34 protein-coding genes are annotated in these 22,565 nt (G+C 69.7%); 30 read left to right on the forward strand and 4 right to left on the reverse strand.

The genetic code is table 11. The features are described from left to right. The first annotated feature begins 15 nt into the window (after nucleotides 1–15). The 20 genes from ACFYL6_RS20840 (at nucleotide 16) to ACFYL6_RS20935 (ending at nucleotide 15,669) form a co-directional block, all read left to right on the forward strand. Nucleotides 16–189, forward strand: a complete 174-nt coding sequence (locus ACFYL6_RS20840) for a hypothetical protein (protein WP_387173364.1) — start codon at nucleotides 16–18, stop codon at nucleotides 187–189. Next, complete coding sequence (locus tag ACFYL6_RS20845) at nucleotides 189–1,460, forward strand: phage portal protein (RefSeq protein ID WP_387173366.1); 1,272 nt, start codon at nucleotides 189–191, stop codon at nucleotides 1,458–1,460. Before ACFYL6_RS20840 ends, ACFYL6_RS20845 begins: the two co-directional genes overlap by 1 nt. Further along, nucleotides 1,450–2,163: an HK97 family phage prohead protease gene (locus ACFYL6_RS20850; RefSeq protein WP_387173368.1), complete on the forward strand. Its 714-nt coding sequence runs from the start codon at nucleotides 1,450–1,452 to the stop codon at nucleotides 2,161–2,163. Before ACFYL6_RS20845 ends, ACFYL6_RS20850 begins: the two co-directional genes overlap by 11 nt. A gap of 21 nt (nucleotides 2,164–2,184) precedes the next feature. Beyond that, a complete protein-coding gene (locus ACFYL6_RS20855) occupies nucleotides 2,185–3,504 on the forward strand; it encodes a phage major capsid protein (protein WP_387173370.1) in 1,320 nt (439 codons plus the stop codon). Nucleotides 3,505–3,516: 12 nt separating this feature from the next. Continuing rightward, on the forward strand, nucleotides 3,517–3,729 hold the full coding sequence (locus ACFYL6_RS20860; RefSeq protein ID WP_387173372.1) for a hypothetical protein: 213 nt from the start codon (nucleotides 3,517–3,519) through the stop codon (nucleotides 3,727–3,729). A gap of 113 nt (nucleotides 3,730–3,842) precedes the next feature. After that, nucleotides 3,843–4,040 (forward strand): hypothetical protein, encoded by a 198-nt coding sequence (locus ACFYL6_RS20865; protein WP_387173374.1) that lies wholly within the window; start codon nucleotides 3,843–3,845, stop codon nucleotides 4,038–4,040. Nucleotides 4,041–4,055: 15 nt separating this feature from the next. After that, nucleotides 4,056–4,613, forward strand: coding sequence for a hypothetical protein (locus ACFYL6_RS20870; protein WP_387173376.1), 558 nt, complete (start codon nucleotides 4,056–4,058; stop codon nucleotides 4,611–4,613). Continuing rightward, nucleotides 4,613–5,089 carry a hypothetical protein gene (locus ACFYL6_RS20875; protein WP_387173378.1) on the forward strand — a complete coding sequence of 159 codons (477 nt, stop codon included), beginning with the start codon at nucleotides 4,613–4,615 and terminating at the stop codon, nucleotides 5,087–5,089. The genes ACFYL6_RS20870 and ACFYL6_RS20875 overlap by 1 nt, the downstream gene beginning before the upstream one ends. Nucleotides 5,090–5,100: 11 nt before the next feature. Then, a complete protein-coding gene (locus ACFYL6_RS20880; protein WP_387173380.1) occupies nucleotides 5,101–5,421 on the forward strand; it encodes a hypothetical protein in 321 nt (106 codons plus the stop codon). Continuing rightward, nucleotides 5,421–6,410 (forward strand): phage tail tube protein, encoded by a 990-nt coding sequence (locus ACFYL6_RS20885; RefSeq protein WP_387173382.1) that lies wholly within the window; start codon nucleotides 5,421–5,423, stop codon nucleotides 6,408–6,410. Before ACFYL6_RS20880 ends, ACFYL6_RS20885 begins: the two co-directional genes overlap by 1 nt. Further along, complete coding sequence (locus ACFYL6_RS20890) at nucleotides 6,410–6,919, forward strand: hypothetical protein (protein ID WP_387173384.1); 510 nt, start codon at nucleotides 6,410–6,412, stop codon at nucleotides 6,917–6,919. The genes ACFYL6_RS20885 and ACFYL6_RS20890 overlap by 1 nt, the downstream gene beginning before the upstream one ends. A 2-nt stretch (nucleotides 6,920–6,921) precedes the next feature. Continuing rightward, nucleotides 6,922–7,287, forward strand: a complete 366-nt coding sequence (locus tag ACFYL6_RS20895) for a hypothetical protein (protein ID WP_387173386.1) — start codon at nucleotides 6,922–6,924, stop codon at nucleotides 7,285–7,287. Nucleotides 7,288–7,292: 5 nt separating this feature from the next. After that, nucleotides 7,293–7,430 carry a hypothetical protein gene (locus ACFYL6_RS20900; RefSeq protein ID WP_387173388.1) on the forward strand — a complete coding sequence of 46 codons (138 nt, stop codon included), beginning with the start codon at nucleotides 7,293–7,295 and terminating at the stop codon, nucleotides 7,428–7,430. Nucleotides 7,431–7,432: 2 nt separating this feature from the next. Continuing rightward, the gene (locus ACFYL6_RS20905) at nucleotides 7,433–9,505 is read left to right on the forward strand and encodes a hypothetical protein (protein WP_387173390.1); all 2,073 of its coding nucleotides are present in this window, start codon (nucleotides 7,433–7,435) and stop codon (nucleotides 9,503–9,505) included. Next, on the forward strand, nucleotides 9,502–11,541 hold the full coding sequence (locus tag ACFYL6_RS20910; protein ID WP_387173392.1) for a hypothetical protein: 2,040 nt from the start codon (nucleotides 9,502–9,504) through the stop codon (nucleotides 11,539–11,541). Before ACFYL6_RS20905 ends, ACFYL6_RS20910 begins: the two co-directional genes overlap by 4 nt. Then, complete coding sequence (locus tag ACFYL6_RS20915) at nucleotides 11,538–13,196, forward strand: hypothetical protein (RefSeq protein WP_387173394.1); 1,659 nt, start codon at nucleotides 11,538–11,540, stop codon at nucleotides 13,194–13,196. Before ACFYL6_RS20910 ends, ACFYL6_RS20915 begins: the two co-directional genes overlap by 4 nt. A gap of 22 nt (nucleotides 13,197–13,218) precedes the next feature. After that, nucleotides 13,219–13,989: a GDSL-type esterase/lipase family protein gene (locus ACFYL6_RS20920; protein WP_387173396.1), complete on the forward strand. Its 771-nt coding sequence runs from the start codon at nucleotides 13,219–13,221 to the stop codon at nucleotides 13,987–13,989. Beyond that, nucleotides 13,986–14,867 (forward strand): hypothetical protein, encoded by an 882-nt coding sequence (locus ACFYL6_RS20925; RefSeq protein ID WP_387173398.1) that lies wholly within the window; start codon nucleotides 13,986–13,988, stop codon nucleotides 14,865–14,867. The genes ACFYL6_RS20920 and ACFYL6_RS20925 overlap by 4 nt, the downstream gene beginning before the upstream one ends. Next, the gene (locus tag ACFYL6_RS20930; RefSeq protein ID WP_387173400.1) at nucleotides 14,864–15,283 is read left to right on the forward strand and encodes a hypothetical protein; all 420 of its coding nucleotides are present in this window, start codon (nucleotides 14,864–14,866) and stop codon (nucleotides 15,281–15,283) included. Before ACFYL6_RS20925 ends, ACFYL6_RS20930 begins: the two co-directional genes overlap by 4 nt. Further along, complete coding sequence (locus ACFYL6_RS20935) at nucleotides 15,283–15,669, forward strand: hypothetical protein (protein WP_387173402.1); 387 nt, start codon at nucleotides 15,283–15,285, stop codon at nucleotides 15,667–15,669. Before ACFYL6_RS20930 ends, ACFYL6_RS20935 begins: the two co-directional genes overlap by 1 nt. A gap of 1 nt (nucleotide 15,670) precedes the next feature. On the opposite strand, the gene ACFYL6_RS20940 is transcribed toward ACFYL6_RS20935, so the two are convergent. Next, on the reverse strand, nucleotides 15,671–15,925 hold the full coding sequence (locus tag ACFYL6_RS20940; protein WP_387173404.1) for a hypothetical protein: 255 nt from the start codon (nucleotides 15,923–15,925) through the stop codon (nucleotides 15,671–15,673). Between the two features lie 27 nt (nucleotides 15,926–15,952). Between ACFYL6_RS20940 and ACFYL6_RS20945 the strand changes: the two genes are divergently transcribed. Further along, nucleotides 15,953–16,135: a hypothetical protein gene (locus ACFYL6_RS20945; protein ID WP_387173406.1), complete on the forward strand. Its 183-nt coding sequence runs from the start codon at nucleotides 15,953–15,955 to the stop codon at nucleotides 16,133–16,135. A gap of 65 nt (nucleotides 16,136–16,200) precedes the next feature. On the opposite strand, the gene ACFYL6_RS20950 is transcribed toward ACFYL6_RS20945, so the two are convergent. The 3 genes from ACFYL6_RS20950 to ACFYL6_RS20960 form a co-directional block, all read right to left on the reverse strand. Next, nucleotides 16,201–16,803 carry a hypothetical protein gene (locus ACFYL6_RS20950; protein WP_387173408.1) on the reverse strand — a complete coding sequence of 201 codons (603 nt, stop codon included), beginning with the start codon at nucleotides 16,801–16,803 and terminating at the stop codon, nucleotides 16,201–16,203. Nucleotides 16,804–16,911: 108 nt separating this feature from the next. After that, a complete protein-coding gene (locus tag ACFYL6_RS20955; protein ID WP_387173410.1) occupies nucleotides 16,912–17,055 on the reverse strand; it encodes a hypothetical protein in 144 nt (47 codons plus the stop codon). Nucleotides 17,056–17,192: 137 nt separating this feature from the next. Continuing rightward, complete coding sequence (locus tag ACFYL6_RS20960) at nucleotides 17,193–17,423, reverse strand: hypothetical protein (protein ID WP_387173412.1); 231 nt, start codon at nucleotides 17,421–17,423, stop codon at nucleotides 17,193–17,195. A 96-nt stretch (nucleotides 17,424–17,519) separates the two neighbouring features. Between ACFYL6_RS20960 and ACFYL6_RS20965 the strand changes: the two genes are divergently transcribed. The 9 genes from ACFYL6_RS20965 to ACFYL6_RS21005 all read left to right on the forward strand — a co-directional run bounded on the left by ACFYL6_RS20965 (nucleotide 17,520) and on the right by ACFYL6_RS21005 (nucleotide 22,509). Further along, nucleotides 17,520–17,696: a hypothetical protein gene (locus tag ACFYL6_RS20965; protein ID WP_387173414.1), complete on the forward strand. Its 177-nt coding sequence runs from the start codon at nucleotides 17,520–17,522 to the stop codon at nucleotides 17,694–17,696. Nucleotides 17,697–17,880: 184 nt separating this feature from the next. Then, nucleotides 17,881–18,048, forward strand: a complete 168-nt coding sequence (locus ACFYL6_RS20970) for a hypothetical protein (RefSeq protein ID WP_387173416.1) — start codon at nucleotides 17,881–17,883, stop codon at nucleotides 18,046–18,048. A 76-nt stretch (nucleotides 18,049–18,124) separates the two neighbouring features. Then, nucleotides 18,125–18,358, forward strand: coding sequence for a hypothetical protein (locus ACFYL6_RS20975; RefSeq protein WP_387173418.1), 234 nt, complete (start codon nucleotides 18,125–18,127; stop codon nucleotides 18,356–18,358). Next, a complete protein-coding gene (locus ACFYL6_RS20980; RefSeq protein ID WP_387173419.1) occupies nucleotides 18,358–18,510 on the forward strand; it encodes a hypothetical protein in 153 nt (50 codons plus the stop codon). Before ACFYL6_RS20975 ends, ACFYL6_RS20980 begins: the two co-directional genes overlap by 1 nt. Further along, nucleotides 18,507–18,767: a hypothetical protein gene (locus tag ACFYL6_RS20985; protein WP_387173421.1), complete on the forward strand. Its 261-nt coding sequence runs from the start codon at nucleotides 18,507–18,509 to the stop codon at nucleotides 18,765–18,767. The genes ACFYL6_RS20980 and ACFYL6_RS20985 overlap by 4 nt, the downstream gene beginning before the upstream one ends. Further along, nucleotides 18,767–19,099: a hypothetical protein gene (locus tag ACFYL6_RS20990; RefSeq protein ID WP_387173423.1), complete on the forward strand. Its 333-nt coding sequence runs from the start codon at nucleotides 18,767–18,769 to the stop codon at nucleotides 19,097–19,099. Before ACFYL6_RS20985 ends, ACFYL6_RS20990 begins: the two co-directional genes overlap by 1 nt. Then, complete coding sequence (locus tag ACFYL6_RS20995) at nucleotides 19,096–20,262, forward strand: hypothetical protein (RefSeq protein ID WP_387173425.1); 1,167 nt, start codon at nucleotides 19,096–19,098, stop codon at nucleotides 20,260–20,262. The genes ACFYL6_RS20990 and ACFYL6_RS20995 overlap by 4 nt, the downstream gene beginning before the upstream one ends. Before the next feature lie 3 nt (nucleotides 20,263–20,265). After that, nucleotides 20,266–20,412 carry a hypothetical protein gene (locus ACFYL6_RS21000; protein ID WP_387173427.1) on the forward strand — a complete coding sequence of 49 codons (147 nt, stop codon included), beginning with the start codon at nucleotides 20,266–20,268 and terminating at the stop codon, nucleotides 20,410–20,412. 3 nt (nucleotides 20,413–20,415) lie between these two features. Further along, nucleotides 20,416–22,509, forward strand: a complete 2,094-nt coding sequence (locus tag ACFYL6_RS21005) for a cell division protein FtsK (RefSeq protein ID WP_387173429.1) — start codon at nucleotides 20,416–20,418, stop codon at nucleotides 22,507–22,509. The last annotated feature ends 56 nt before the right edge of the window (nucleotides 22,510–22,565 follow it).

The following is a 22,565-nucleotide window of genomic DNA, read 5'->3' on the forward strand; positions in this document are numbered from 1 at the left end:
CGCCGGTCCGTCGTCGTGAACCTGATCGACGGCCGTACCACCATCACCGGCACCCGCCGGCTGTCGTGGCCGTGGCAGGTGAAGCTCACCGCCGCCGAGATGCACCGGCCTCACAGCGACCCGAGCCCGCTCGACGGCGTCGTGCTGATTCCGCGTCACCGCATCGACTGGATTCAGGTGGTGAGCTGATGGCGTTCGTCGTCTCCGCTGGCCGCCTCCAGGCGCTGGAGCCGGCGTCGTCGTCGATGTCGACGTGGCCTGGCTACAACACGATGCTGTCCGCCAACCGGACGTTGACGTACGGGGCGATCTACCGCAGCCAACCGGCGGTGCGCACAGTTGTGGACTTCCTGGCCCGCAACATCGCCCAGCTGGGGCTGCACACCTACGAGCGGCTCTCCGACAACGACCGCCGGCGGCTGTCCGACCATCCGATCGCCAACCTGTTTAACCGACCCAATCCGCAGACCACCATGTTCCGGCTGATCAGAGCGCTGGTGTCCGACAAAGCGATCTACGACGACGCCTACTGGGTGAAGCTGCGCAGCGAGTCCAACACCCCCATCGGGCTGCGCCGGGTGTCACCGACACGGGTGGAACCGCTGGGCGCCGACTGGATGGACGCCGTCCAGTACCGGCTGCACGGTGCCGCAGGTCACCTGGACGTCGACGCTGAGAACATCGTGCACTTCCGCGGCTACAACCCGGAGGACGGGCGGCACGGCCTGTCGCCCATCGAGGCGCTGCGTCAGGTGCTCGCTGAGGAGTACGCAGCCGCCCTGTGGCGGGAGCAGATGTGGTCCAACGGGGCCCGGGTGTCTGGCTACCTTCACCGCCCGTTGGAGGCTCCTGAGTGGTCCAACCCGGCGCGGGAGCGGTTCCGGGCGGGGTGGCAGGCGCAGTACACCGGGTCGGGTGCTCAGGCTGGCGGGACGCCGATCCTTGAGGACGGCATGGAGTTCGTGTCGGCCGGCATCAACCCGAAGGAAGCGCAGTACGTCGAGTCGCGGAAGTTGACCCGGGAGGAGACGGCGGCCGCGTACCACATTGCCCCGCCGCTGGTCGGGATCCTCGAACACGCCACGTTCAGCAACATCCGGGAGCAGCACAAGGCGCTGTACCAGGACACGTTGGGCCCGTGGTGCGCGGAGATCGAGCAGGACATCGGGTTGCAACTCATTCCCGACCTGGCGGCCGGTCGCAGCGTGTACGTCGAGTTCAACATCTACGAGAAGTTGCAGGGCTCGTTCGACGAGCAGGCCGACCAGCTCCAGGCCGCGGTTGGCGGACCGTACATGACCCGCAACGAGGCGCGCAGCCGGACCAACCTGCCCCGCGTCGAGGGCGGCGACGACCTGATCGTCCCGCTGAACGTGGCCATCGGCGAACCCGAGCAGCCAGCGCTACCTGCCGGACAGCCCGGCTCCACGACCACCGGGGAGGAACCCGATGAGGACTAAGGCGTTCCCCGCGCACGTCAAGGCGGCCGGTGAGCAGGACGGCCTGGCCGCTGGTCAGTTCGAGGCGATCGTGTCCGTGTTCGGCAACGTCGACCACGGCGGCGACGTCGTCCTGCCCGGTGCGTTCTCCCGCTCCCTCGCGGAGTGGAAGGCCGCCGGTGACCCGATCCCCGTCATCTGGTCGCACCAGATCGGCGACCCCGACTCCCACATCGGCGTGGTCCTCGACGCTGAGGAACTCCTGGCCGGTGATGACCGACTGCCGGAGAAGCTGCGCGGCAACGGCGGCCTGTGGGTGCGGGGTCAACTCGACCTCGACGAGCCGCGGGCGGCGAAGGTCCACCGGCTGCTGAAGGGCCGCCGGGTCACCCAGTTCAGCTTCAGCTACGACATCCGCGACGGTGCGCTCGGTGAGCGTGACGGCGAGAAGGTGTACGAGCTGCGTGACCTCGACGTGTTCGAGGTCGGTCCCACCCTGCTCGGCATGAACGCGGCCACCGATCTGGTGGGTGCGAAGGCCGGCAGGTGCACCACCTGCGGTAACACCATCGACAGCACCAAGCAGGCCATGCCAGCCCCGGCAGACGCCGACGACGAGCCTCCGGCCATCGAGCCCAAGGCCAAGTCCGCCGAGCCCACCCTGAGCCCCGCCTCCGTCCTGCTGTCACTCCAGGTCGACGCGCTCGCGTACGGCCTTGACTGACCCTCACGGAGGAAATCCAGCATGTCCACTGCACTGATGGAACGGCTCAAGAAGGAGCTGTCCGACGCGCTCATCCCGGCTCGGGACATCGCCGCGAAGGCGGAGGCCGAGAAGCGGGACCTGACCGACGACGAGCGGGCCAAGGTCACCGAGGCGGTGAAGACCGGCAACGGGATCAAGAACCGCATCGACCAGGCCAAGGCCGACAACGACCTGACCAAGCAGCTCGGCGACCTCGGCGACGGCATCAGCTTCGAGCCGGGCGCGAAGGAGCGCAACCAGCCCACCGACGGCCTGTGGACGCCCCGCAAGGGCGAGACCATCGGTCAGGCGTTCGTCAAGTCGAACCAGTACAAGAGCCTGCTGGCCGAGGCCAACGGCGGGACGTTCGGCAAGAACCAGCGAGTCCACTCGGCCCCGTTCGGCGCGAAGGCCCTCGTCACCGGCCTGTCGGACACCTCCGCAGGTGCGCTGGTCGTCAACGACAACATCGGCCTGCAGGTGGGCCTGGAGGCGTTCCAGCGTCCGCTGAAGATCCGGGACCTCGTCACCAACGGCAACACGACCTCCGACGCGATCGAGTACGTGCGGGTCACCTCGACCACGAACAACGCCGCGCCGGTCGCCGAGGCGACCACGTCTGCGCTGCCGACCGCGCCTGGTGGCGCCGGTGCGCTGGTCAACGCCGCGGGTGGCGGGTACAAGCCTGAGTCGGCGATGGCCCTGGCCAAGGTGTCGACGACCGTGAAGACGATCGCGCACTGGATCCCGGCCACCAAGCGGGCCCTGGCCGATGCCGGGCAGGTCCGCACCCTCATCGACCAGTTCCTCCGCTACGGGCTGGAGGAGGAGCTGGAAGACCAGATGGTCAACGGTGACGGCACCGGCGAGAACTTCGAGGGCCTGAACACCGTCTCGGGCACCCAGTCCCAGGCGTACGACACGGACATCCTCACCACGCTGCGCAAGGCGAAGACGAAGGTCCGCACCGTGGGCCGGTCGATCGCCACCGCGTACGTGATGAACCCGGCCGACTGGGAGAAGGTCGACCTGCTGCAGGACAACGAGGCCCGCTACTACTTCGGCGGCCCGATGCGCGAGGGGCAGCCCACGGTGTGGGGTCTGCCGGTCGTCGAGTCCGAGGCGGTCGCCGAGGGTGCCCCGTGGGTGGGTGCGTGGCGTAAGGCGGTCCTGTGGGACCGGGAGCAGGCCACCGTGCAGGCCACCGACTCGCACGCGGACTTCTTCATCCGCAACTTGGTCGCGATCCTCGGCGAGATGCGTGCGGGCTTCGGGATCATCCAGCCCAACGCGTTCGTCGAGATCGACATCACCGCGTAAGGAGTTCGGACCATGGCGTACCTGAACCAGGCCAAGGGATCCCAACGGGCGGGCGCTCGGGCGGCGGCGGTCGCTGACGCGGCGGCACTGACCTCGGTTGTTGCCGCTGGTGCGAACCCGACCAAGGCCGAGTACGACGCGCTGCGCGCGGACGTCACGGCGCTGCGGACGAAGCTGAACGCTGCTCTCGCCGCGCTGCGGACGTCCGGCGTCATCGCGCCCTGATGCTCATCCGATCGAGCGGTGCCGGCTGTCCCATCTGCGGCGCGAACCATGCGTCCTGTGGGCCAGCCGGCACCGGCACCCCCGTAGACATCCCAACCAGGAAGGACCGAACGGTGGGAGCTGTCCGCAAGTACCACGTGACCCACAACGGCCACCGCACGATCATGCGGCTCAACGAGCAGGACGTGAAGGTGTACCCGGACGCGCAGCTGGTCGACGACGAGCAGGCGCAGCCCGAGCCCGAGGCGAAGCCGGCGGCGAAGACCCGCACGCCGGCGGACAAGACCCGCCGGCCAGCTGGCGACAAGTAACCCGAGGAGGTGGCCGTGCCCGCTGACATCGTCACCGTCGAAGAGGTGAAGAAGCAGCTCAACATCCCCGACGCGGACACCTCCCAAGACGCCGAGTTGGCCGACTTCATCGCCTCCATCACCGACGTGATCGAGGACGTGGTCGGCCCGGTCGTACCCCGAGAGGTCACCGAAGACCACCCCGGCGGAACGGACGCGGTCATCCTGCGGCAGCCGCCCGCGCTGTCCATCACCTCGGTCACCGAGGACGGGACGGCGGTCGACAGCAGCGGCTACACGGTGTCTCTCAACGCCGGGGTGCTCTATCGGTCCTCGCAGTGGTGGGCGGGTGGACGCGCGGCGGTGCAGATCGTCTACCAGGCAGGGCGGGCGGTGACCCCGGCCAGCATCAAGCAGGCCGCGAAGGAGCTGGTGGCGGTGAACTTCCGCTCGCAGCAGGGCGGAAACTATTCGCCCTTCGACTCCGGTGACGTCCCGGCTGGTACGGCGGGGCAGGTGCGGCTCGGGTTCTTCGTGCCCAACCGGGTGCTGCAGCTGTTGGAGCCGCACCGGCAGGGCGGGTGGCTTCCCTGATGGCCACCTCCACGATTCCCGGTGCTGTCGATTACCTGTTCACGACCGCGCAGGCTCTGCCGCCGGTCACGTCGGCTGTGGTCGTGTCCGACGGTTGGTCAGACCGGAAGGGCGCCACGGGCATCGTCGTCGGTATTACCCCAGAGGACCCCGAGACGCGGGGGACGAAATCGCACGGCGAGCTGGGTGCCCGCGCGCAGTGGGAGGAGTACGCCGTCCCCTGCATCATCTGGGCGTACAGGGCCGGTGATCGTGCGATGAAGCAGGCGCGTGACGCCGCGTTTGAGCTGTTCGACGCGTTCGACACGGCGCTGCGTACCCCGCAGGGGGCGACTCTCGGCGGGGTGCTCAAGTCGGGCACGGCGCTGGTCTCGGACCCGGTGATGGAGCAGACGGGCAGCGCGGAAGAGGCCGGCGAGGGCCGGACCTGCCAGATCTATTTCGAGGTGTCGTGCCGGTCACGGTCGGCAGCGTGAGGAGGTTGGTCGTGGCCAGAGTGAAGCAGCCGTACGACGAGCGGCGGATGGTGGCGTGGCTCGGCCGCGAGGTCGACCCGGGCGAGATCGTCGAGGTCCCGGACGGGGATCTGGCGTCGTACCTGGAGGCCGGGTGGCAGCCGGGCCAGGACAAGGAGACCAAGGCGCTGGTCGACGCGCTCCGCAAGGAGCAGGAGCCGACCGGCGACCAGCAGCAGAGCATCAAGGGCAAGGTCGCGGCGGTCAAGTCGAAGAACGTCGTGGTCACCACCACGCCCACTGACCAGCAGCAGGGCCAGGGCGAGCAGCCCGGCACCGGTGAGGAGTCCTGATGGCGATCGGTTCGGGCCTCGGCTCCAGCTTCGGCATGGCGCCGGAGGTCACCTACGGCACGTACGTCGCGCCGACCCGCTTCCTCGAGGCAACGGCAAGCCTCACGAAGCGCAAGAACGTGTACCAGGGCGGCGGCATGGCGTCCGGGCGGATGGTGCAACCCGGGACGCGGCGTTACGTCACGACGAAGGGCGCCGGTGGCACCCTCGAAACGGCCGTGTACTCCAAGGGCATGGGGCTGCTGCTCAACGGCCTCATGGGTGGGACGGTTGCCCCGGTTCAGCAGGCGGCCACCGCCGCGTACCTGCAAACGCACGCGCTCGCGGACCCGTTCGGGAAGTTCTACACGATGCAGGCCGGCGTGCCGGACCTCGGCGGGACGGTCCGCCCGTACACGGTGGTGGGCGCGCAGGTGACGTCGCTGGAGCTGGCGTGTGAGACCGGCGGCGGGTTGACCGCGTCGTGGGGTGTGGAGGCCCGGGACATGACGGAGGGGCAGACGATCGCCGCCCCGTCGTACCCGACGATCAACGAGTTCCATTTCGGCCAGGCCGCGTTGAAGCTGGGCGCGTACGGCGCTGAGGCGGTCGTGGATGCGGTGACGAAGGTGTCGGTGTCCGTAGAGCGGGCCCGGCATGCTGGCGGCCCGTACATGGGCAACCAGGGCCTACGCAGCCAGGGTGTGCTGAACGACTGGACGAAGGTGTCCGGGACGATCGACGCGGATTTCCTCGACAAGACGGTGTTCGCGGACCGGTTCGCGTCCGACGTGCCGGTGTCGATCGTGTGGGAGTTCGTGGGCCCGCTGATCGCCTCGACGTACTACGAGACGTTCCGGGTGAAGATGCCGCAGGTCTACTTCGACGGCGACACCCCCAAGGCCAACGGGCCCGCCGAGGTGAAGACCAGCTATCCGTTCGTCGCCCAGCACGACGGCACGAACCCGCCGATCACCATCGAGTACATCACCACGGACACGACGCTCTGATGCGGGTGGAGGTGCAAGGCGACCGCTTCCGGGTGGTCGCCCGCCGACTGCGTGCCGCCGCCGACCGCAAGGATCTCGTCCGGGAGCTGCGCACGGCCATCCTCGACGCGGTTCCTGAACTCAAGGAAGCCGTCCGAGAAGGGGCGCCCGGGTACCTGCCTGACGCGTATGCGGCCGAGCTGGTGCCGTCGCTGCGGATGACCACGGTGACGACCACGTCGGGCGATCAGGTGACGGTGCGGATCACCACCACCGCGAAGGGCGCGGGCGGCAACCCTCGGCAGGTCGGTGACCTGGAAGCGGGTCGGGTCAAGCACCCGGTGTTCGGGCGGACCAGGGCGTTGAAGCGGCACGCGGTGCACCGGGCGACGTCGCAGCTGAACCCGTGGGTGACGCAGCCGGTGAAGCCGAAGTTCGTGACCGGGCCGATGCTGGCCGGTCGGCCGGCGGTACGCACCAAGATCGAAGCGGCGGTAGACCGCGTCCTCGACAAGATCGCGAAAGGCTGAGCATGACGACCATCCGGGTGCTGCTGTGCGCCGAGGACCAGACCCGCTATGAGGTCGGTGAACTGCTGCTCGACACCGAGCAACTGAAGGACATGCGGGCCGACGAGCTGGTGAAGTTCGAGCAGGAGTCCGACGCCGCGCTGGCCAGTCTCCTGCCGCTGATCGAGCCGACGGTGAGCAAGCTGGCCATCGCCCGCCGGTCGGCGGCGTTCCTCGCCATGCGGCAGAGCGGCTACGACGTGCGCTGGGACGAGTTCCAACCGAAGCTGTTGCGCGCCGAGTTCGAGCAGGTGGAGGTGCCCCGCGCCGACCCCCCAGCTGGCAGCTCGGAGTCTTCCTCCGAGGCCGAACCGTCTCCGGTGTCCTGAGGTCGGTGGAGCCGTTCTTCACCTTCACCGCCCGCATCCCGCCGTTTGAGTTGCGGCGGTTGACGGTGCGGCAGATCCGCGACCACCTCGTCTGGTGGGAAGACGCCCACGGCCCGTTCGACACCGTCACCCTTGGGGGGTAGCCGTGGCCCGCGACAAGATTGAATTCGACGTCGTTGGCCGGGACACCTCCGGGTCGAAGGCGTTCAAGCAGGTCGGCGCCGCCGCCGAGAAGGCCGGCGATCAGGTCGAAGACCTGGGCAAGAAGTCCGCGACCGCCGCCGATCAGGTCGACGACCTGGGCGACAAGACCCGCCAGTCCGGACGGGAAGCCGACGACGCTGGTGAGGAGTACGCCGGCCTGGCGGCGGAGATCGCCGTGGCGCAGGCGGCGATGCGTGACCTGGCCGCCGAGATCGACCGCACCGGCAACAAGGATCTGGCGAAGGATCTGCGCCGGCAACAGGCTGACCTGCGGAAACTGACCCGCATCAAGGATCTGCTGCCCGACGACAGCGAGACGACCGCAGAGGCCGTCCGCTTCGGTGGGCGGATCGCGGCCGGGGTGGCATCCGGGCTCTCCCGTGCTGGCGGGCCGATCTCCGCCGCGCTCACCAACGTGTTCGGCACCTTGCCTCCGGGTGCGCAGGTGGCGCTCGGTACGAGTGTGGTGGCCGCCGCGTCAGCGGCTGCCCCAGCGCTCGGCGGGGTCATCGCCGGTGCTGTCGTGGGCGCCGCCGGGGTGGGCGGCATCATCGGTGGCATCGCGGTCGCCGCTCAGCACCCGCAGGTGAAGGCAGCGGCGAAGCTGACGGGCGACTCGTTCGCCGAGGAGATGCGCCGCGGCGCGGTGTCGTTCGTCCCGGCCACGGTCGAGGCGCTGGGCATCGTCCGGGACGGGATCGGTGAGATCGGCGACGACTGGGAGCGGGCGTCGAGGGCGGCGTCGGGCATGCTGGCGCCGCTGACCCGCGACGTGCTCTCCGGGGCTACGTCAGCGGTCGACGGATTCGCCACGGCGGTGGAACGGTCCGGGCCGGTCGTGCGGGTCCTGGGTGACATCGCCGAGGACGCCGGGGAGCTGGTCGGTGAGACGTTCGTGCAGCTGTCGGCGCACGCCTACGAGGGAAGCCGGGCGCTCACCGCGCTGTGGGGTGTCTTCCGCATCGGCGTGAGCACGATCGTCGGCACGATCGGGGCGCTGGCTGAGGCATACGGGTGGATGGAGAAGCTCGGCGCGTTGCTGGTCGGCAACCGCACCCGCTTCGCTCAACTCGTCGCCGAAGAGGAAGCCGCCAAGACGTCCGGCGACGGCTTGTCGCAGGGTCTCCAGGATCTGATCGCTGGGTTCACCAGCACGGAGTCCACGGCCGCCACCGCTGCGGCTGAGGTGGAGACGCTGTCGGACATGATCCGCCGGCTGACCGGGGAGAACATCTCCGCTGAGCAGGCGAACATCCGCCTGGAGGAGGCCATCGACAAGGCCACCGCCGCCGGGAAGGCCAACAACGACGGCATCGACGCCAACACTGAGAAAGGCCGCGCGAACCGGCAGGCCCTGCTGGGTATCGCCGAGGCGGCGGCGGCGTCTTCCGACGCCATCCTCGCCCAGACCGGCTCGCAGGAGATGGCGTCAGCGGCCACGGAGCGCGGGCGGGCGAAGTTCATCGAAGCGGCTCGGGCGATGGGAGTGTCGAAGGCCGAGGCCAACAAGCTGGCCGACCAGTTGTTCGGGATTCCGTCGGTGAACCCCACGGTGAAGGTGACGACGACGCAGACCCCGATCGACCTGAAGACGGTCGCCGGCCGCATCGCGGCGATCAAGTCCAAGTCCGTCGTGATCACCGTGCACAACAACATCATCACCACCCGTTCCGAGGGCCGCAACGTCGGCATCGGTGACGGCATCGGCGGCCGGGCCGCCGGCGGTCCCACGCTGCGCGGTCAGACGCTCTGGGTGGGTGAGCAGGGCCCTGAGCTGCTGACCTTCCGCGACAACGGGTACGTGCTCAACGCCCGCCAGTCGGCGGAGATCGCCGGCCGTGCCAGCGCGTCGCCGGTCGGTGTGTCGACCCCCGCCGCCAGCGGTTCGGGGCCGTCGACCGACCAGTTGGTGGCGGCGTTCGAGCGGGCCATGGAGCGGGCGTTGTCCCGCACGACGCTGCGTATCGATGACCGGGGTGGCCGGACAGCGGACCTTTACGTGAGGGCGGGATGACCACTCTTCAGTTCGTCGACTCGATCCCCCCGGCGGCTCTCGGTGACGCGTTCGCCCGCACCGCGCTCCCCGGCGGGTGGGGCGTCATGGACGGGCTGACCCCGTCGATGCGCCCGCTGTGGGGGTTCGAGGGCGGGTCCGGCACGAACTACGAGGTCACCTCCGGCAAGGGCCGCGTCAACATCACCGCCGTCAGCACGATCTATTCGATGCTGGTCGGGGTGCGGTTGGTGGAGTTCGACGCCGTGGTCACCGTCACGATGCCGGTGGTGGCGACCGGTGCGCCGATCTTCGTCGCCCTGACTGCCCCGTACGTGACACCCACCGACAACTACAAGGCCGAACTGGTGTTCGGCACCAGCGGGGCACTGAGCGTGCGGCTGCGGCGTACCGCATCCGGCACCGACCTGGCCACGGCGTCGCTGGGCACGTACACGGCCGGGTCGTCGTGGACGATCGGGTTCCAGCGCACAGACAAAACGACTTGGCGGGCGAAGGTGTGGCCCGCCGGGGGCACCCCACCGGCGTCGTGGACGGTGACCGCCACCGACGTGTCCGTGTTCGCGTTCGGCCGCATCGGCGCGTCGGTGTTGGCCAGTGCCGGGAACACGAACACCCTGCCCGTCGCCGTCGCGTTCGACGACTTCGCGTGCACCCCGGCCCCGGGTGTGCGCCTGGACCTGAACAACGAGGCACCGTGGGCTGCCCCGTACGAGGGGTTCGACGCGTCCCCGCCAGCGCTGCGCAGGGCGGCTGCGTCGACCTTGCTGCGGGACGGGTCGGTGTACCCGGCGTCGGCGTACGACGATCGGATGATCCGGTTCCGCCTGGAGCTGCACGCCGATGACGCCGTCGCCCAGTTGCAGGCCCTGGCGGCGGAGGTGGACCGGCCGCGCAACATCCTGAAGTGGCAGCCGGACGACGCCGCGCAGCCGGTGCACTTCAACACAATCCGGTCGCCGATGGGTCGCATCACCGAGGTGCCGGGCGGTGGGAACCTGCGACTGTTCGAGGTGGAGCTGCTCGCGGAGCCGTTCGCGTTGGGCGCGCAGCAGATCCTGGCACCGATCACCATCAACAACGACCCGCTGGTAGGTGCGACAGCCCCGCAGCATGTGACGATCCCGGCGGCGCAGGTGCTGGGGGACGTGGACACCCCGGCGGTGCTGCGGGTGGGCGCGTCGGCGGTGGTCGGCCGGCAGTCGCTGATGGCGGTGCGGTCGCGGAACCTGTCCGGGTCGTTCTGGTCGTTGCAGATGGAGGACGGCAACAACCAGACCGACACCACCGAGCCGGGCAACGACGTGACCATGTCCGGCACGAGCAACAACTACACCCGCACCACGTTCGCGACGAACGCGACCATGGTGAACAGGGTGACGTTCCCGGTGTTCCCGCTGGGCGGGTTCACCTCCAGCGCGTACCGGGGCACGTATCGGCCGTTCCTGCGCTACCGCAAGTCGGTCGCGGGCGATGTCATCCGGGTGCGGATGCTGTGGGGTGGCGTCTCCACCCCCGGTGCGGTTGTCGGCCGGACCGTCACCCTGGCCCAGTCCACGGACCGCCGCTACATCGACCTGGACACGCTGGTGTCCCTGCCGGCGGGGGCGGACCCGGAAACCGACGGGTATTCGGGGCTGCTGTGGCCCGCGTCGGGGGTGCCCCTGGCCATCCAAGCCGAACGGGTGTCCGGCAGCGGGAACCTCGACATGGACCTGCTGATGTTCGTGCCGGCCGATGAGCGGCTGTGCCTGGTGTCGTGGCCTGACTCGCTGACTGGCCTGGGTGTGGTCGACGGCATCCGGGAGATGGCCTACGAGCAGGCCTGGGACGACGCGTCCGCCGGCCCCGGGCCGATCGGTGACGCCCTCGGCATCCCCGTCGTGGGCCTGTTCCCGCAGCTCGCGGCCGGGGAGGACAACAGGTTGTACGTCATGCCGAACGTGGGCACCACCGGCACGCAGGACTCCATCAGCGAGTCGGTGAGCGTGTATCCGACGTACTGGCCGCGCTACCTGTACGCGAGGGCGTCATGAGCTTGCCGGTGCCGCTGGGGGTGCGGATCGTCACCGCCGCCGGGGATCGGCACGTCACCCGTGACCTGCGGGAGCTGCGGTTCCGCAGCACCATCCCGGGCGGCTTCGCGTCCGCGCAACTGTCGTTCCACCGGCCCCTCGCGTTGCAGCCGGCGGACGTCGCCTACTACGGGCAGGTGTTCGTCTACGACCGGTCCGGGCAGACGGTCTGGGCGGGCCGCCTGGAAGACCCGGGGCGCAGCGCGAGCGGCGACGGCGAGGTGTGGCAGATCAACGCTGTCGGCCCGGCCGCGCACACCCGCGACCGCACCGTCCCCCTGGTCTACGTGGATACGGACTTCGCGTTCGAGCGGGTCGACAACCAAACCCCCGGCGGCGTCGACTCGGTCGGCGCGTCCCCCGGTGACCCGCTGGGCCTGGATCAGTGGCAGCTGCTGCGGTTCCCCGCCTCCACCCCCGTCATCCAAGGGTCGCGGGTGGCGGTGCGGTACAACCACCTGTGGCGGGCCGGGCAGAAACTGGCCCGGGTGTCGGCCGGCTGGGACGCCGGTGTCACCGACGCCAACTACGCGCTGCAGGCGGTCGCCCGCACGGACGGCAGCCTCGCCTCCGGCGACGTCGTGGCCACCGCCAACCTGAACACGGTCGGCGGCAACTTCGCCAGCGTGATCGCCACGGACTTCGCGGCCGCGAACAACCGGAACACCATCGAGTTTCGGCTGTTCAAGAGCGCCGCCGGGGCGGCGACGATCGGCACGGACACCTACTGGGCCGCACTGCGGGACGTCGCGGTCGTCGGCACCCGCTACAACGCCGCCGGCACGGAGCTGCTCACCGCGGCGTCGTACCCGCTGAGCACGGTTCTGGCGCACGAGGTGGTGGCGGACCTGCTGGGCCGGTTGCTCCCGCAGTTCGACGGGGCGAACGCCAGCATCGCCACGGGCACGTACCCGATTCCGAAGTTGGCGTGGGTGGACGGCGTTGACTCCGAGCGGGTGCTGGCGGAGTTGATGCGTCTGGAGCCGCGGTGTTTCTGGGCGGCGTGGGAGCCGAACGCTGCGGGGAAGTACCGCTTCGAGTGGTCCAACTGGCCCACCTCGGTGCGGTTCGACGCGGACGTCTCCGACGTGTTCGACAGCCCTGGCAGCGCGGACGGCCTTTATGACCGGGTGCGGGTGCGATGGGTGGACCAGGCCGGGCGGCCCCGCACCACCGTCCGCACCCAGACCGTGCAGGTGCTCGCCGACGCCGGGTTCTCCCGGGAGGCGTTCATCGACCTCGGCGCGGTCGCCGGGGGTGAGTCCAACGCCAACCGGGCCGGTGACGAGTTCCTTGCCGAGCACGCGGCGGCACCCAACCAGGGCACTCTGACTGTCGCCCGGCCGCTGGTCGACTACGTGACTGGCCGCACCGTGTACCCCTACGAGCTGCCCCGCCTGGCGCCCGGCTCGCTCATCCGGGTGCGGGGTGTGTTGCCCCGCCTCGACAGCCTCAACGCGTCCGCGCGGGACGGGGTCACCGTGTTCCGGTGCGTCGGCGCGGAGTACGACACCGGCCGGGCGTCGTGCCGGCTGGAGTTGGACTCGTTCGCGCCGACACTGCCCCGGCAGATCTCGAAGGCGATCCGCGCGCAAGCCGGCCCGCCGCGCCGCTGACACCCTTTCCCGCCTTGACCTGATGGAGGTCGTGATGATGCGTGGTGCCCGGAAATTGTTCGCCGTCATGGTCGCCGCCGTGGTGCTGCTGACGGCCGTCGCACCGGCGTCCGCCGCCGACTGTGGGTGCACCGCCCCGGCGGTGGGCCCGGGCTGGTACGGATCCGGGAATCAGGGTGACTGGTCCACCGGGGAGCAGGTCGTGTCCGCGCCGGACCTGGTCGCGAAGGCCGACGTATGGCTGCTCGGTGACTCGCTCACCGTGGACAGCGCCGGGGCGTTCGCCACCGACATGTACGCCGAGTACGGGCTGTTCGTGGCGTCGAACGGGCAGTCGGGGCGGCCCACCCGGCCGACGGTGGATGTGCTCGCCGAGTGGTTGGCCGTGTACGGGCCGCCGCGCCTGGTGGTGATGGCCGCGGGGACGAACGACATCTACGGGCCGGCCCCGTTCTTCGGGCCGCCGGTGGTCGCCGGGCAGGTCAACCGGGTGATGACGCTGCTGGGCCCGACGGTGCCGGTGGTGTGGGTGGAGGTCCACATCTCACGGTGGGCGCAACCGGCGAACGTGCAGGTCGACGACCAGCGGAACGCCGCGTGGGTGAACACCCAGCTGTGGGAGGCGACGGGCCGTCACCCTGGTTTGTCGATCGCCGCGTGGGAGCGGCAGTTGGCGGTGAAGCCGACGCGGATCCGGTCGTGGCTGACTGACGGGGTGCACCTGACTGACGCCGGCCGGGCGGCCCGCAATGAGACGATTCGCCGTGAGGTGGCCCGGAGGTTGGGGCTGTGACCCGCGCACCCGCCAACCTCCTGGCTGTCCGGAGCCTGCTGCTGACGCACCTCGACAACGCCCCGGGCCCGGACGACCTGGACCCGGGCGAGGTCGGCATCGTCGGCGACCCAGCTCACCGGGGCGGCTACCACTGCGGCTCGGACCGGGTGGTGACGAACGACTACTCGGTGGTCGAGTCCCCGCGCGACCGGGCCGGGCTCAACGACTACGCCGCCGGCCTGGATGTGGGCCAGTTCCGCGTTACCACCCCGAAGGGCACCTTCGACCTCCCGCACTACTCCCGGTGGCTGGTCGCCCAGTGTGCGGCGAACACCGTCGACACCCGGGACATCCGGGAGGTCATCTACTCGCCGGACGGCACGACGGTGAAGCGGTGGGATCGCCTCGGGAAGCGCAGCTCGGGCGACAGCTCCCACCGCTGGCACACCCACAAGAGCTACTTCCGCGACGCGATCAAGGCGGGCCGGGACCAGACCGCCGTGGTGCGCCGCTACCTGACCGAGATCGGCCTGATCAAGGCCCCGACCAGCACGGAGGACGACATGCCTACTGCACAGGAGATCGCCAAGGCGCTCGGGGACTATCTCGTCACTGCGGACATCTGGCCCAACGGCTACGGCGACCGGGCGACTAACCCCAAGATCGCGCTCGGCACGTTCGTGGCCGCGGTCGCGAACGACACGTACACGATGCGGGGGTCCACTGCCCGGACCGAGCAGGCCGTAGCCCAGTTGGCCGGCAAGGACTTCACCGACGAGCCGGCCATCGTCGCCGGTGTGTTGGCGTCGCTGACCCCGGAGAAGATCGCCGCCGCGATCCCGCCGACCATGGCCAAGCAGGTCGCCGACGAGCTGACCCGCCGCCTGGTCGAGTGACCGTGCCGACCATCATCGTCACCGGCAGGCACAGACCCCACGAGGTGATGTTCCTGATCCTGTCCGCGCTCGCCGGCGGCGCGTTCGTCCTCGGCGCGAAACCACCCACCACCGTCGAGCAGCTCGTCGACACCTGGGTGCTGTGGACGTGGTACCTGCTGCTGTTCGCGTCCGGCGTCATCGGCCTGGTCTCCATCGTGCTGCCCAACACCTACCAGGCGTTGGTGCTGGAACTGGCAGCCATGCAGGGGCAGACGGCAGCGCCGCTGCTGTACGGCCTCGCACTGCTGGCCAGCGGGCGGCCTGAGGCGACGTTCGCGGTGGCGTTCTGCCTGTCCTGGGCGGGCGCGTCGGCGTGGCGGGGGTGGCAGGTGGCCCGGGGCATCAGGGCGGTCAAGCAGGCGGGGGAACGGTAATGAGCGGATGGGCCCTGGTCCTGACGTGTGTGAGCGGTGGTGGGGTGGCCGGCATCATCACCACCTTGGTCGGGGGGTTGTTCAACCGGCCGAAGACCCGCGCGGACGCGGTGGCCCGGCTAACCGACAGCGCGATCCAGCAGGTCAACGAGTTGCAGGAACGTACTGCGGAGGCGGAGCGGGAGGCGAAGGCAGCCCGCGACGAGCTGCGACAGGCCCGCGAGGAGACGCGGGAAAAGATGCGGGAGTTGAACGGGGAGATCGACGCTGCGGTGGCCACCCTGCGGTCGTGGCGGTCGGCAATCCTCACCCCAGGCATCGAGATCGAGCAGCTGCGGGCGATGGTTCGTGATCCGGGCGGCACCGTCAACGGCCGCCACCTGTAGCTCAGTAGGCGTCCGGTTGGCGAATCCGCCACCGGCCGTACTGCTCACCCTGCGCGTACACCCGCGCCAGCTCAGCCCGCGCCCCGGCCTCGTCAGGCCAGTCGACCATCGTCGTCGCCGCCTCGGCCGGCGAGTTCAGGCGCACTTCCCAGCCCGTCCCGTCCATCCGCTCGAACAGCCTGACCAGGGCCAGCGGGAGGTACGGGTCGTCGCCGTACAACCAGCCCGCCTCGCGGAGGCGCGGAAACCCAGCCATCCATGCACCGTACCCAGGAGGATTAGCATGCGCGTCGCCCAGTACGCCAAGACCATCGTCGCCGGTGTCGTCGCCGGTGGCACCGCCCTGACTGTCGCCCTCGGCGACAACACCCTGACCGCGACCGAGGGCATCACCGTGGCCCTGGCCATCCTCGGCGCGTTCGGCGTGTACGTCATCCCCAACGCCAAGGACCCGATCGACCGCTGACTCTCCCCGCAACGCACTGCGCGCCCCTGCCTTCGTGGCGGGGGCGCGCTTTCGTGCTGTCCGGGCTACTTCACCGCCCAGCGCGGGGGCACCGGCTCGTCCTCGGGCGCGTACTCCACCGCCACCGGCCGCTTGTTGCCCGGCGCGGGGAACGTGATCCACCCCCGCACGCACCGGCCCGGCGCGAGATCCTTCTCCCCGAACGGGAACCCGGGCTCCGGGAACGAGCCGTACCCGGTGTTCGACGGCTCGATCTGCGTGTCATCGGCGTACACCAAGGACCACGGGCTGTTCGAGATGAGCAGGCCGCGAGGATTGACGTCGGCCTTCCCGGCGCACACCTTCACGTCGGCTGCCGCCCACACGTACCCGGGCTGCTCGTCGGGCCTCGGTGCGGTCTTGGCGACGTTGTGCTTGTACCCGTAGACGGTGGCGAGGGCGTACTTGTCGGCGGTGGTGAAGGTCTTGCCGAGCTTCAGCGGCACGTCCGGGTCGACGCTCGGACTGGCGGCTGGAGTGGGCGATGCGCTGGTGGGCGCCGGGGTGGGGGACGTGCTGCTGGCCGTTGCTGACGGGGCTGCGGTGGGTTCCGCGTCGCCGCCGCAGCCGGCGGCAGTCACGGCGACGGCCAGTGTCAGGGCGGTGACAGTGAGGCGGGTACGGATCATGTCGGGCACCGTATCGACCAGCGGCAACCAGTCACCGTGATCGTCGGGTAGGCGACGGAGAAGCGCCCCGCTTCCGTCTGGGAGGCGGGGCGCTGGGTGGCGGGTTGGTCAGTTCTGGTCCATCACCTGGCGGTGGTAGGCGGCGAGCTGGTCGGCGGCGATGACCTTCATGGCCTTGATCTGCGCGCGCTTGGGGCTGATCGTCGGGTCCATCGCCATGATCTCCTGGGTCTTCGCTTCGACCTTGTCCATGTCCATCTCCCTCTCTCGGCCAGTTCCTGTCTCATCTGAAACACTACAGGCACTGGGAGAGTGTGTCAACTGAAACACGAAGACGGCCCCGCAACCTCCGATGTGGAGGCGGCGGGGCCGTCTTCGTTGTGCCCGGATCAGGAAGGGCGCTTGCCGTACCGCCTGTTCAGGGTGGCCCGGTTGAAGCGCGGCGGGGTGTTGTCGCCGGTCAGATCGGTGTCGAGCACCTTCGCGTCCCGGGCCGCCCGGATGGCTTCCCACGCCTCATCCTCGGCGCGCTCGGCGTTCTGCGCCTTCTCGATGGCGGCGGCGAGCAGGGCTTGCTGCTCGTCGGTGTAGACGGTTTTGGGGCGAGGCACGGTGATCACGCTATCAGCTCCTTGTCTCAGTTGACACAGGACGGGTTCGAGGGTTAGCGTCTCACTAGACACACAAACATGCAAGCGAGCCTCAGGAGGAACGAGATGGGCTTGTTCGGAAGCAAGGACCCCCAGAAGACCGCCGCGATCCAGGAGCACAAGGACGCCCGCGCCGAGCTGGAGCGCATCAGCCGCCGCGACCGCGCGGAGACCGACGCCTTCCTCGACGCCAACGACCGCGTCATCGCCGCCGAGAAGAACGTTCCTTGGTACCGCCGCTGACGTTCTGCGTACGCCGCCCGGCCCACACCGGTCCGGGCGGCCAGCGGAGGACGCCAAGCAGGCGACCCAAACAGAGGGAGTACCGATGGCCAGCTGCACACACCCCGTCTTCCACACCACCTACGCGAACGGCAAGAAGTACATGGTCTGCACCCACTGCGGCCAGATGTGGGAGGTGTGACCGATGCCGAAGCGCGACACGAAGCTGAACGCCAAGTTGGCCGACGCGATGGGCAAGGACAGCCGCACTGACCGGACGAAGTTCAAGCCGGCCGACGCAAAGACCCAGACCGCGATTCAGCAGGCCAAGGGGCAGGGGCGGCTCCGCGAGGGCTGGCTTGACGAGAACTGACCACAACGTAGGCGGCCCCGGCGCGGCGACTCCACCGCCGGCCGGGGCCTTGATCGGACCCCAGGAGGACCGACCCATGAGCATGATCCCCGACGCGGGCCCGCCCGCGCAGCCCACCGAGCTGTACCGAGTCGACGTCTTCATCAGCGAGACGAAGACCCACAGCGAGACCTTCACCGCCACCACCGACGACGAGGTGGACACCACCGCCCACGGCATCGTCACCGCGCAGGGCGGCGACCACGGCGACATCTACCAGCACGTCGGCGCGGACCGGGCCACCTACTACGACACCGTGGTGGTGAAGTGATGGCCGCCATCGACCGTTTCGTGAAGCGCACCATCCTGCTGTGCGCCGTCGCCGCCGCGTTCGCCGTCGGCTACAACCACACCACACAGCCGTGCGACATCGGCGCGGCCGGCATGTGCGTCACCGCAGCTCAGCCCGGGGGTGCGCGATGAAGGCGTCCCTGATCTCCGGGCACCTGCTCGGCTCCGTCGCCGGCATCGTCGTGTGGCAGGTCGCCATTCACCTGCCCACCGACCAGCCCGGCGCGGAACTGATCGCCGCCGGCGTGGTCGGCCCGCCGCTGTTCGCCGCCATGTCCCTGGGCCTGATCGCTCTCGCCGGTGGTGGGAAGCCGGCCGCCGTGTCGCAGCCGGCCCCTGTGCAGCGTCGCGCTGTCTCCGCCCGGCAGCGGAAGGAGTTGGCCCGCTGATGTGCGCCATCAACGGCAAGTGCGGGTGCAACCGGGTCGCGGGCGGCTTCTGGGAGTTCATCCTGGTCGGCGGCGCCCAGCTCGTTTGGTGGCTGCTCAAGAAGCTCGCCCAGGCCGTCCAGCTGCTGCTCGTCGCCCTGATCCTCACCACGAAGTGGGCGGCCCCTCGCGCGTACCGGCTGAGCCGGCGCGGCGCCAAGGCCGTGCACCGCTGGTACGTGACCCGGCCGGTGCTGCTGGAGCGTGAGCAGCCCGCCGCGGTCACCGCCACCACCACTGCCCCCACCCTCGCCGACCTGCGCCTCACCAGGAAGGAGGCCAACGTCCGATGAACACCAACCGCATGGTCCGCGTCTTCTACGCCGTCGTCCTCGCCACCGCCCTCGGCGGATCCGTCACCGCCGCGGCGCACTGGCTCAACGTCAACTGGTGGATCGCCCTGGGCCCGATCGCCGCCGTCGAGCTGGGCGGAGTCGTCCTCATGCGGTACGCCGACGAGCGCCGTCAGCTCGGCGAGCGCGCCCTGTTCGCCATGACCCTGTCCACGGCGTTCGCGTCGGTCGCCGTCGCGGCCAACGTGTTCGGCCACCAGCAGGTCGGCCTCGCCGCGTTCTTCGGCGTCATGTCCGGCCTGGGCTATCTCGTCTACCTGCTCATCACCTCCGCGAAGCGCCGCGACGCACTGCGCCTGGCCGGGAAGATGGAGGACACCACCCCGACCTACGGTGTCGTGCAGTGGTTCACCCACCCGGGCATCACCCGGCGGGCGCGGATCCTGGCGCAGGCCAACTCGGCTACCCGCCTGGCCGAGGGTCCGCAGCCGACCACCGCCCGGCTGGGGCGGCTGGCCTCGCTCGCGGCGGCCCGGGAGCAGGTTCGCGCGGAACGGCGTGAGGCGGCCATCGCGAAGGCTGTGCGGGAGCTGATCGAAGAGTCCGCCGATCCGACGTTGGCGGCCATCGCCGTGCACACCTACGACCCGGCGGCCATCGCCCAGCGCATCGCCGCCCTGGCCGACTACGACGGGTACGCGGCGCTCCTGTCCGGCCGGCTCACGCCGGCGAAGCTGGCCGGCGAGCCCACCGCCGCTCCGGCTGGGGATGACCTGGCGGTCATCGTTGACGCCATCACCGAGCCGCCGCTGGCCGGCCCTACACCGGCCACCTACCGGCCACGGTGGCGGCCAACCACCACCCGCCGGCCCCGCCGGATGGGCCGCCCGGCACCGGCCATCAACGTCACCGTCGTGGCCCCGGAACGGCCCACGCGCCCGGCCAAGGAACCGGCCACCGACGAGCGCCAGGTGGCCGGTCGCAAGGCGGCCAAGCCGGCGGCCACCACCGAGCAGAAGGTGGCCGCTCTGCGCACGAAGAACCCGGCCATGACGCAGGCGGACGTGGCCGCCCGGTTGCAGCTCGGCACCCGCACGGTCCGCCGGTACTGGCCGCGCCAGATGGCCGGCGTCAACGGCCACGACCACAGCAAGGAGGGCTGACCCGTGGCCGACGACAAGCCGATGCGGGTGCTCGGCGGCAAGCCGTGGAAGCGGCCCGAATGGGCCGGCACCGGCAGCAACCGACCCACCCCGACCAGCGACAAATCCCGCCGACCCACCGGCCGCACCGTGGCTCGAAAGGAGGGCTGACCCATGGCTGACGACGACCTGACCCCCCGCGACACCCACTTCGAGATCGAGCTGGACGAGGAGCCCGACACCCGCAGGCCCGTCTACGTGGACGTCGTCAGCAAGGACGACACGCGCCGCCCGATCATTCCCGCCCAGTGGCGCGGCAAGGACAACATCGTGGCCGGGCTCAAGCGGGTCGGTGGGGAGGTCACCCACCGCGCTGGGTACCACGCGGTGCGCAGCCCGTGGTACATCGCGCTGGCCACGTTCTGGGCCATCATCGGCGTGCTGCGCGTCAGTGGCCGGCAGCTGCGGTGGTGGTGGGACGCCGACGCCCGGGCCGAGGACGGTACGCACCTGAAGCAGGTTGCCGCGAATAGCGGCGACGCGCAGGAGTGGCACAAGACGCACAACGAGGTGAAGGCCACCCGCCTGTACCGCGGCCTCGTGCTGCTCGCCGAGGTGGTACTGCTCGTCGCCGCGTACGTCGCGGTACGGCTCGCGCCGACGTGGGCGGTCGTCGCCGTCGCGGTCGTCGCCGTACCACTGCTCGCGCACGTCGGTCGGCCGGCGACCAAGCCCATCATCCACCCGGCCGTGGTCACCCCCCGGTTCCGGAAGCTGAACCCCGACCTGGTCGCCAGCGCCTACTACGCCGCGGGCCTCGGCCACCCGGACAAGCCGAACCAGCAAATCCAGTTCCTCAGCCGCATGGCCGACGACGCCAAGCACCTCGGCTCCCAGATCCTCATCGGACTGCCGCCCGGCAAGACTTTCGACGACGCCGTGAAGGCCAAGGGCGGCATCGCCTCCGGCCTCGACGTGTCCATCAATCAGGTGTTCATCACCAAGGACAAGGCCAGCCACCGCAGCCACTGGCTGTACGTCGCCTACCAGGACCCACTGGCCATCTCCGCAGGTCGGACGCCTTTGCTGCGGCTCAAGCCCACCGACATCTGGAAGCCCGCACCGCTCGGCTTCGACGAGCGCGGAAGCCTCGTCACGCTGCTGCTCATGTGGATCTCGGTGCTGGTCGGTGCGCAGCCCCGAAAGGGCAAGACCTTCACCGCCCGGGCGCTGGCCCTGTACGCCGCCCTCGACCCGTACGTGCGGCTGATCGTCGCGGACGGCAAGAACTCACCCGACTGGACGCTGTTCCGGCTCGTCGCCCACATGGCGATCTACGGCACGGTGCCGAACAGCCGCGACCGTGACCCCGTGGAGCACCTGCTCCAGGCGCTGCGCTACCTCAAGAAGCACATCGAGCAGGTCAACGACTTCTTGTCGAAGCTGCCCGCCTCCGAGTGCCCCGAGGGGAAGCTGACGCGGGAGCTGTCCCGCAAGTACAAGCAGCTCAGGGTGCACATGCTGGTGATGGAAGAGTTCCAGGTCTACTACGAGCTGGACGACAAGGACGCCTCCGAGGAGATCGCCTCGCTGCTGTCGTTCATCATGGCCGTTGGCCCATCCGCCGGGGTCATCATCCTGTCCAGCTCACAGAAGCCGTCGGGCATCGGCTCGGGGGAGAACATCAAGCGGCTGTTCACCCGCTACCGGGACAACCACGCGGTGCGGTTCGCGTTGAAGTGCGGAAACCGGCTGGTCAGCGAGGCTGTGTTGGGCGGCGACGCCTACGCCGAGGGGTTCGACGCGTCGACCCTGCCCGTGGGCCCTGAGTACCGCGGCGTTGGTTACCTCTACGGGGCCAGCGACGACACCCCCACGGTGCGCACGTTCCTCGCCGACGGGCAGGACGCCGAGAAGATCCTTCGGGCGGCTCGTCAGTTCCGCGAGGCTCAGGATCTGCTCACGGGTGAGGCCGCCGGGGAGGAGATGTCGCGGGAGGCGCGGGACGTGCTCAACGACGTCCGCAACGTCTTCTACGCCGGGAAGGCCACCATCTCTTGGCCGGCGCTCGCCGCCCGCCTGAAGGAGACCTACCCCGAGGCGTACGCCGACATCACCCCCGAGGCGATCAGCGCGATGGTGCGCAAGCTCGGGGTCAAGGGGAAGACCGTTCACGACCCGGACCACTTCGATTCGGGCAAGGGTCAGGGTTGCGACAAGGCCGCGATCGAGGCCGCTATCCAGCGCCGCGCCATCGAATCCAGGTAGCACGGCCCGCGCTACCGGTAGCACGAGTGCCACCTTGCCGCGCTACCTCCCGCACA

The sequence above is a fragment of the Micromonospora sp. NPDC007208 genome (assembly GCF_042869175.1).
GTDB classification, from domain to species: Bacteria; Actinomycetota; Actinomycetes; order Mycobacteriales; family Micromonosporaceae; genus Micromonospora; species Micromonospora foliorum.

Coding starts and splice junctions, on each gene's coding strand:
- ACFYL6_RS20875 (WP_387173378.1), top strand. CDS start 4,613: ATGGCCACCTCCACGATTCCCGGTGCTGTCGATTACCTGTTCACGACC.
- ACFYL6_RS20955 (WP_387173410.1), bottom strand. CDS start 17,055: ATGGACAAGGTCGAAGCGAAGACCCAGGAGATCATGGCGATGGACCCG.
- ACFYL6_RS20990 (WP_387173423.1), top strand. CDS start 18,767: ATGTGCGCCATCAACGGCAAGTGCGGGTGCAACCGGGTCGCGGGCGGC.
- ACFYL6_RS20970 (WP_387173416.1), top strand. CDS start 17,881: ATGCCGAAGCGCGACACGAAGCTGAACGCCAAGTTGGCCGACGCGATG.
- ACFYL6_RS20995 (WP_387173425.1), top strand. CDS start 19,096: ATGAACACCAACCGCATGGTCCGCGTCTTCTACGCCGTCGTCCTCGCC.
- ACFYL6_RS21005 (WP_387173429.1), top strand. CDS start 20,416: ATGGCTGACGACGACCTGACCCCCCGCGACACCCACTTCGAGATCGAG.
- ACFYL6_RS20980 (WP_387173419.1), top strand. CDS start 18,358: ATGGCCGCCATCGACCGTTTCGTGAAGCGCACCATCCTGCTGTGCGCC.
- ACFYL6_RS20845 (WP_387173366.1), top strand. CDS start 189: ATGGCGTTCGTCGTCTCCGCTGGCCGCCTCCAGGCGCTGGAGCCGGCG.
- ACFYL6_RS20965 (WP_387173414.1), top strand. CDS start 17,520: ATGGGCTTGTTCGGAAGCAAGGACCCCCAGAAGACCGCCGCGATCCAG.
- ACFYL6_RS20935 (WP_387173402.1), top strand. CDS start 15,283: ATGAGCGGATGGGCCCTGGTCCTGACGTGTGTGAGCGGTGGTGGGGTG.
- ACFYL6_RS20945 (WP_387173406.1), top strand. CDS start 15,953: ATGCGCGTCGCCCAGTACGCCAAGACCATCGTCGCCGGTGTCGTCGCC.
- ACFYL6_RS20920 (WP_387173396.1), top strand. CDS start 13,219: ATGGAGGTCGTGATGATGCGTGGTGCCCGGAAATTGTTCGCCGTCATG.
- ACFYL6_RS20975 (WP_387173418.1), top strand. CDS start 18,125: ATGAGCATGATCCCCGACGCGGGCCCGCCCGCGCAGCCCACCGAGCTG.
- ACFYL6_RS20860 (WP_387173372.1), top strand. CDS start 3,517: ATGGCGTACCTGAACCAGGCCAAGGGATCCCAACGGGCGGGCGCTCGG.
- ACFYL6_RS20850 (WP_387173368.1), top strand. CDS start 1,450: ATGAGGACTAAGGCGTTCCCCGCGCACGTCAAGGCGGCCGGTGAGCAG.
- ACFYL6_RS20910 (WP_387173392.1), top strand. CDS start 9,502: ATGACCACTCTTCAGTTCGTCGACTCGATCCCCCCGGCGGCTCTCGGT.
- ACFYL6_RS20940 (WP_387173404.1), bottom strand. CDS start 15,925: ATGGCTGGGTTTCCGCGCCTCCGCGAGGCGGGCTGGTTGTACGGCGAC.
- ACFYL6_RS20985 (WP_387173421.1), top strand. CDS start 18,507: ATGAAGGCGTCCCTGATCTCCGGGCACCTGCTCGGCTCCGTCGCCGGC.
- ACFYL6_RS20855 (WP_387173370.1), top strand. CDS start 2,185: ATGTCCACTGCACTGATGGAACGGCTCAAGAAGGAGCTGTCCGACGCG.
- ACFYL6_RS20895 (WP_387173386.1), top strand. CDS start 6,922: ATGACGACCATCCGGGTGCTGCTGTGCGCCGAGGACCAGACCCGCTAT.
- ACFYL6_RS20890 (WP_387173384.1), top strand. CDS start 6,410: ATGCGGGTGGAGGTGCAAGGCGACCGCTTCCGGGTGGTCGCCCGCCGA.
- ACFYL6_RS20950 (WP_387173408.1), bottom strand. CDS start 16,803: ATGATCCGTACCCGCCTCACTGTCACCGCCCTGACACTGGCCGTCGCC.
- ACFYL6_RS20885 (WP_387173382.1), top strand. CDS start 5,421: ATGGCGATCGGTTCGGGCCTCGGCTCCAGCTTCGGCATGGCGCCGGAG.
- ACFYL6_RS20915 (WP_387173394.1), top strand. CDS start 11,538: ATGAGCTTGCCGGTGCCGCTGGGGGTGCGGATCGTCACCGCCGCCGGG.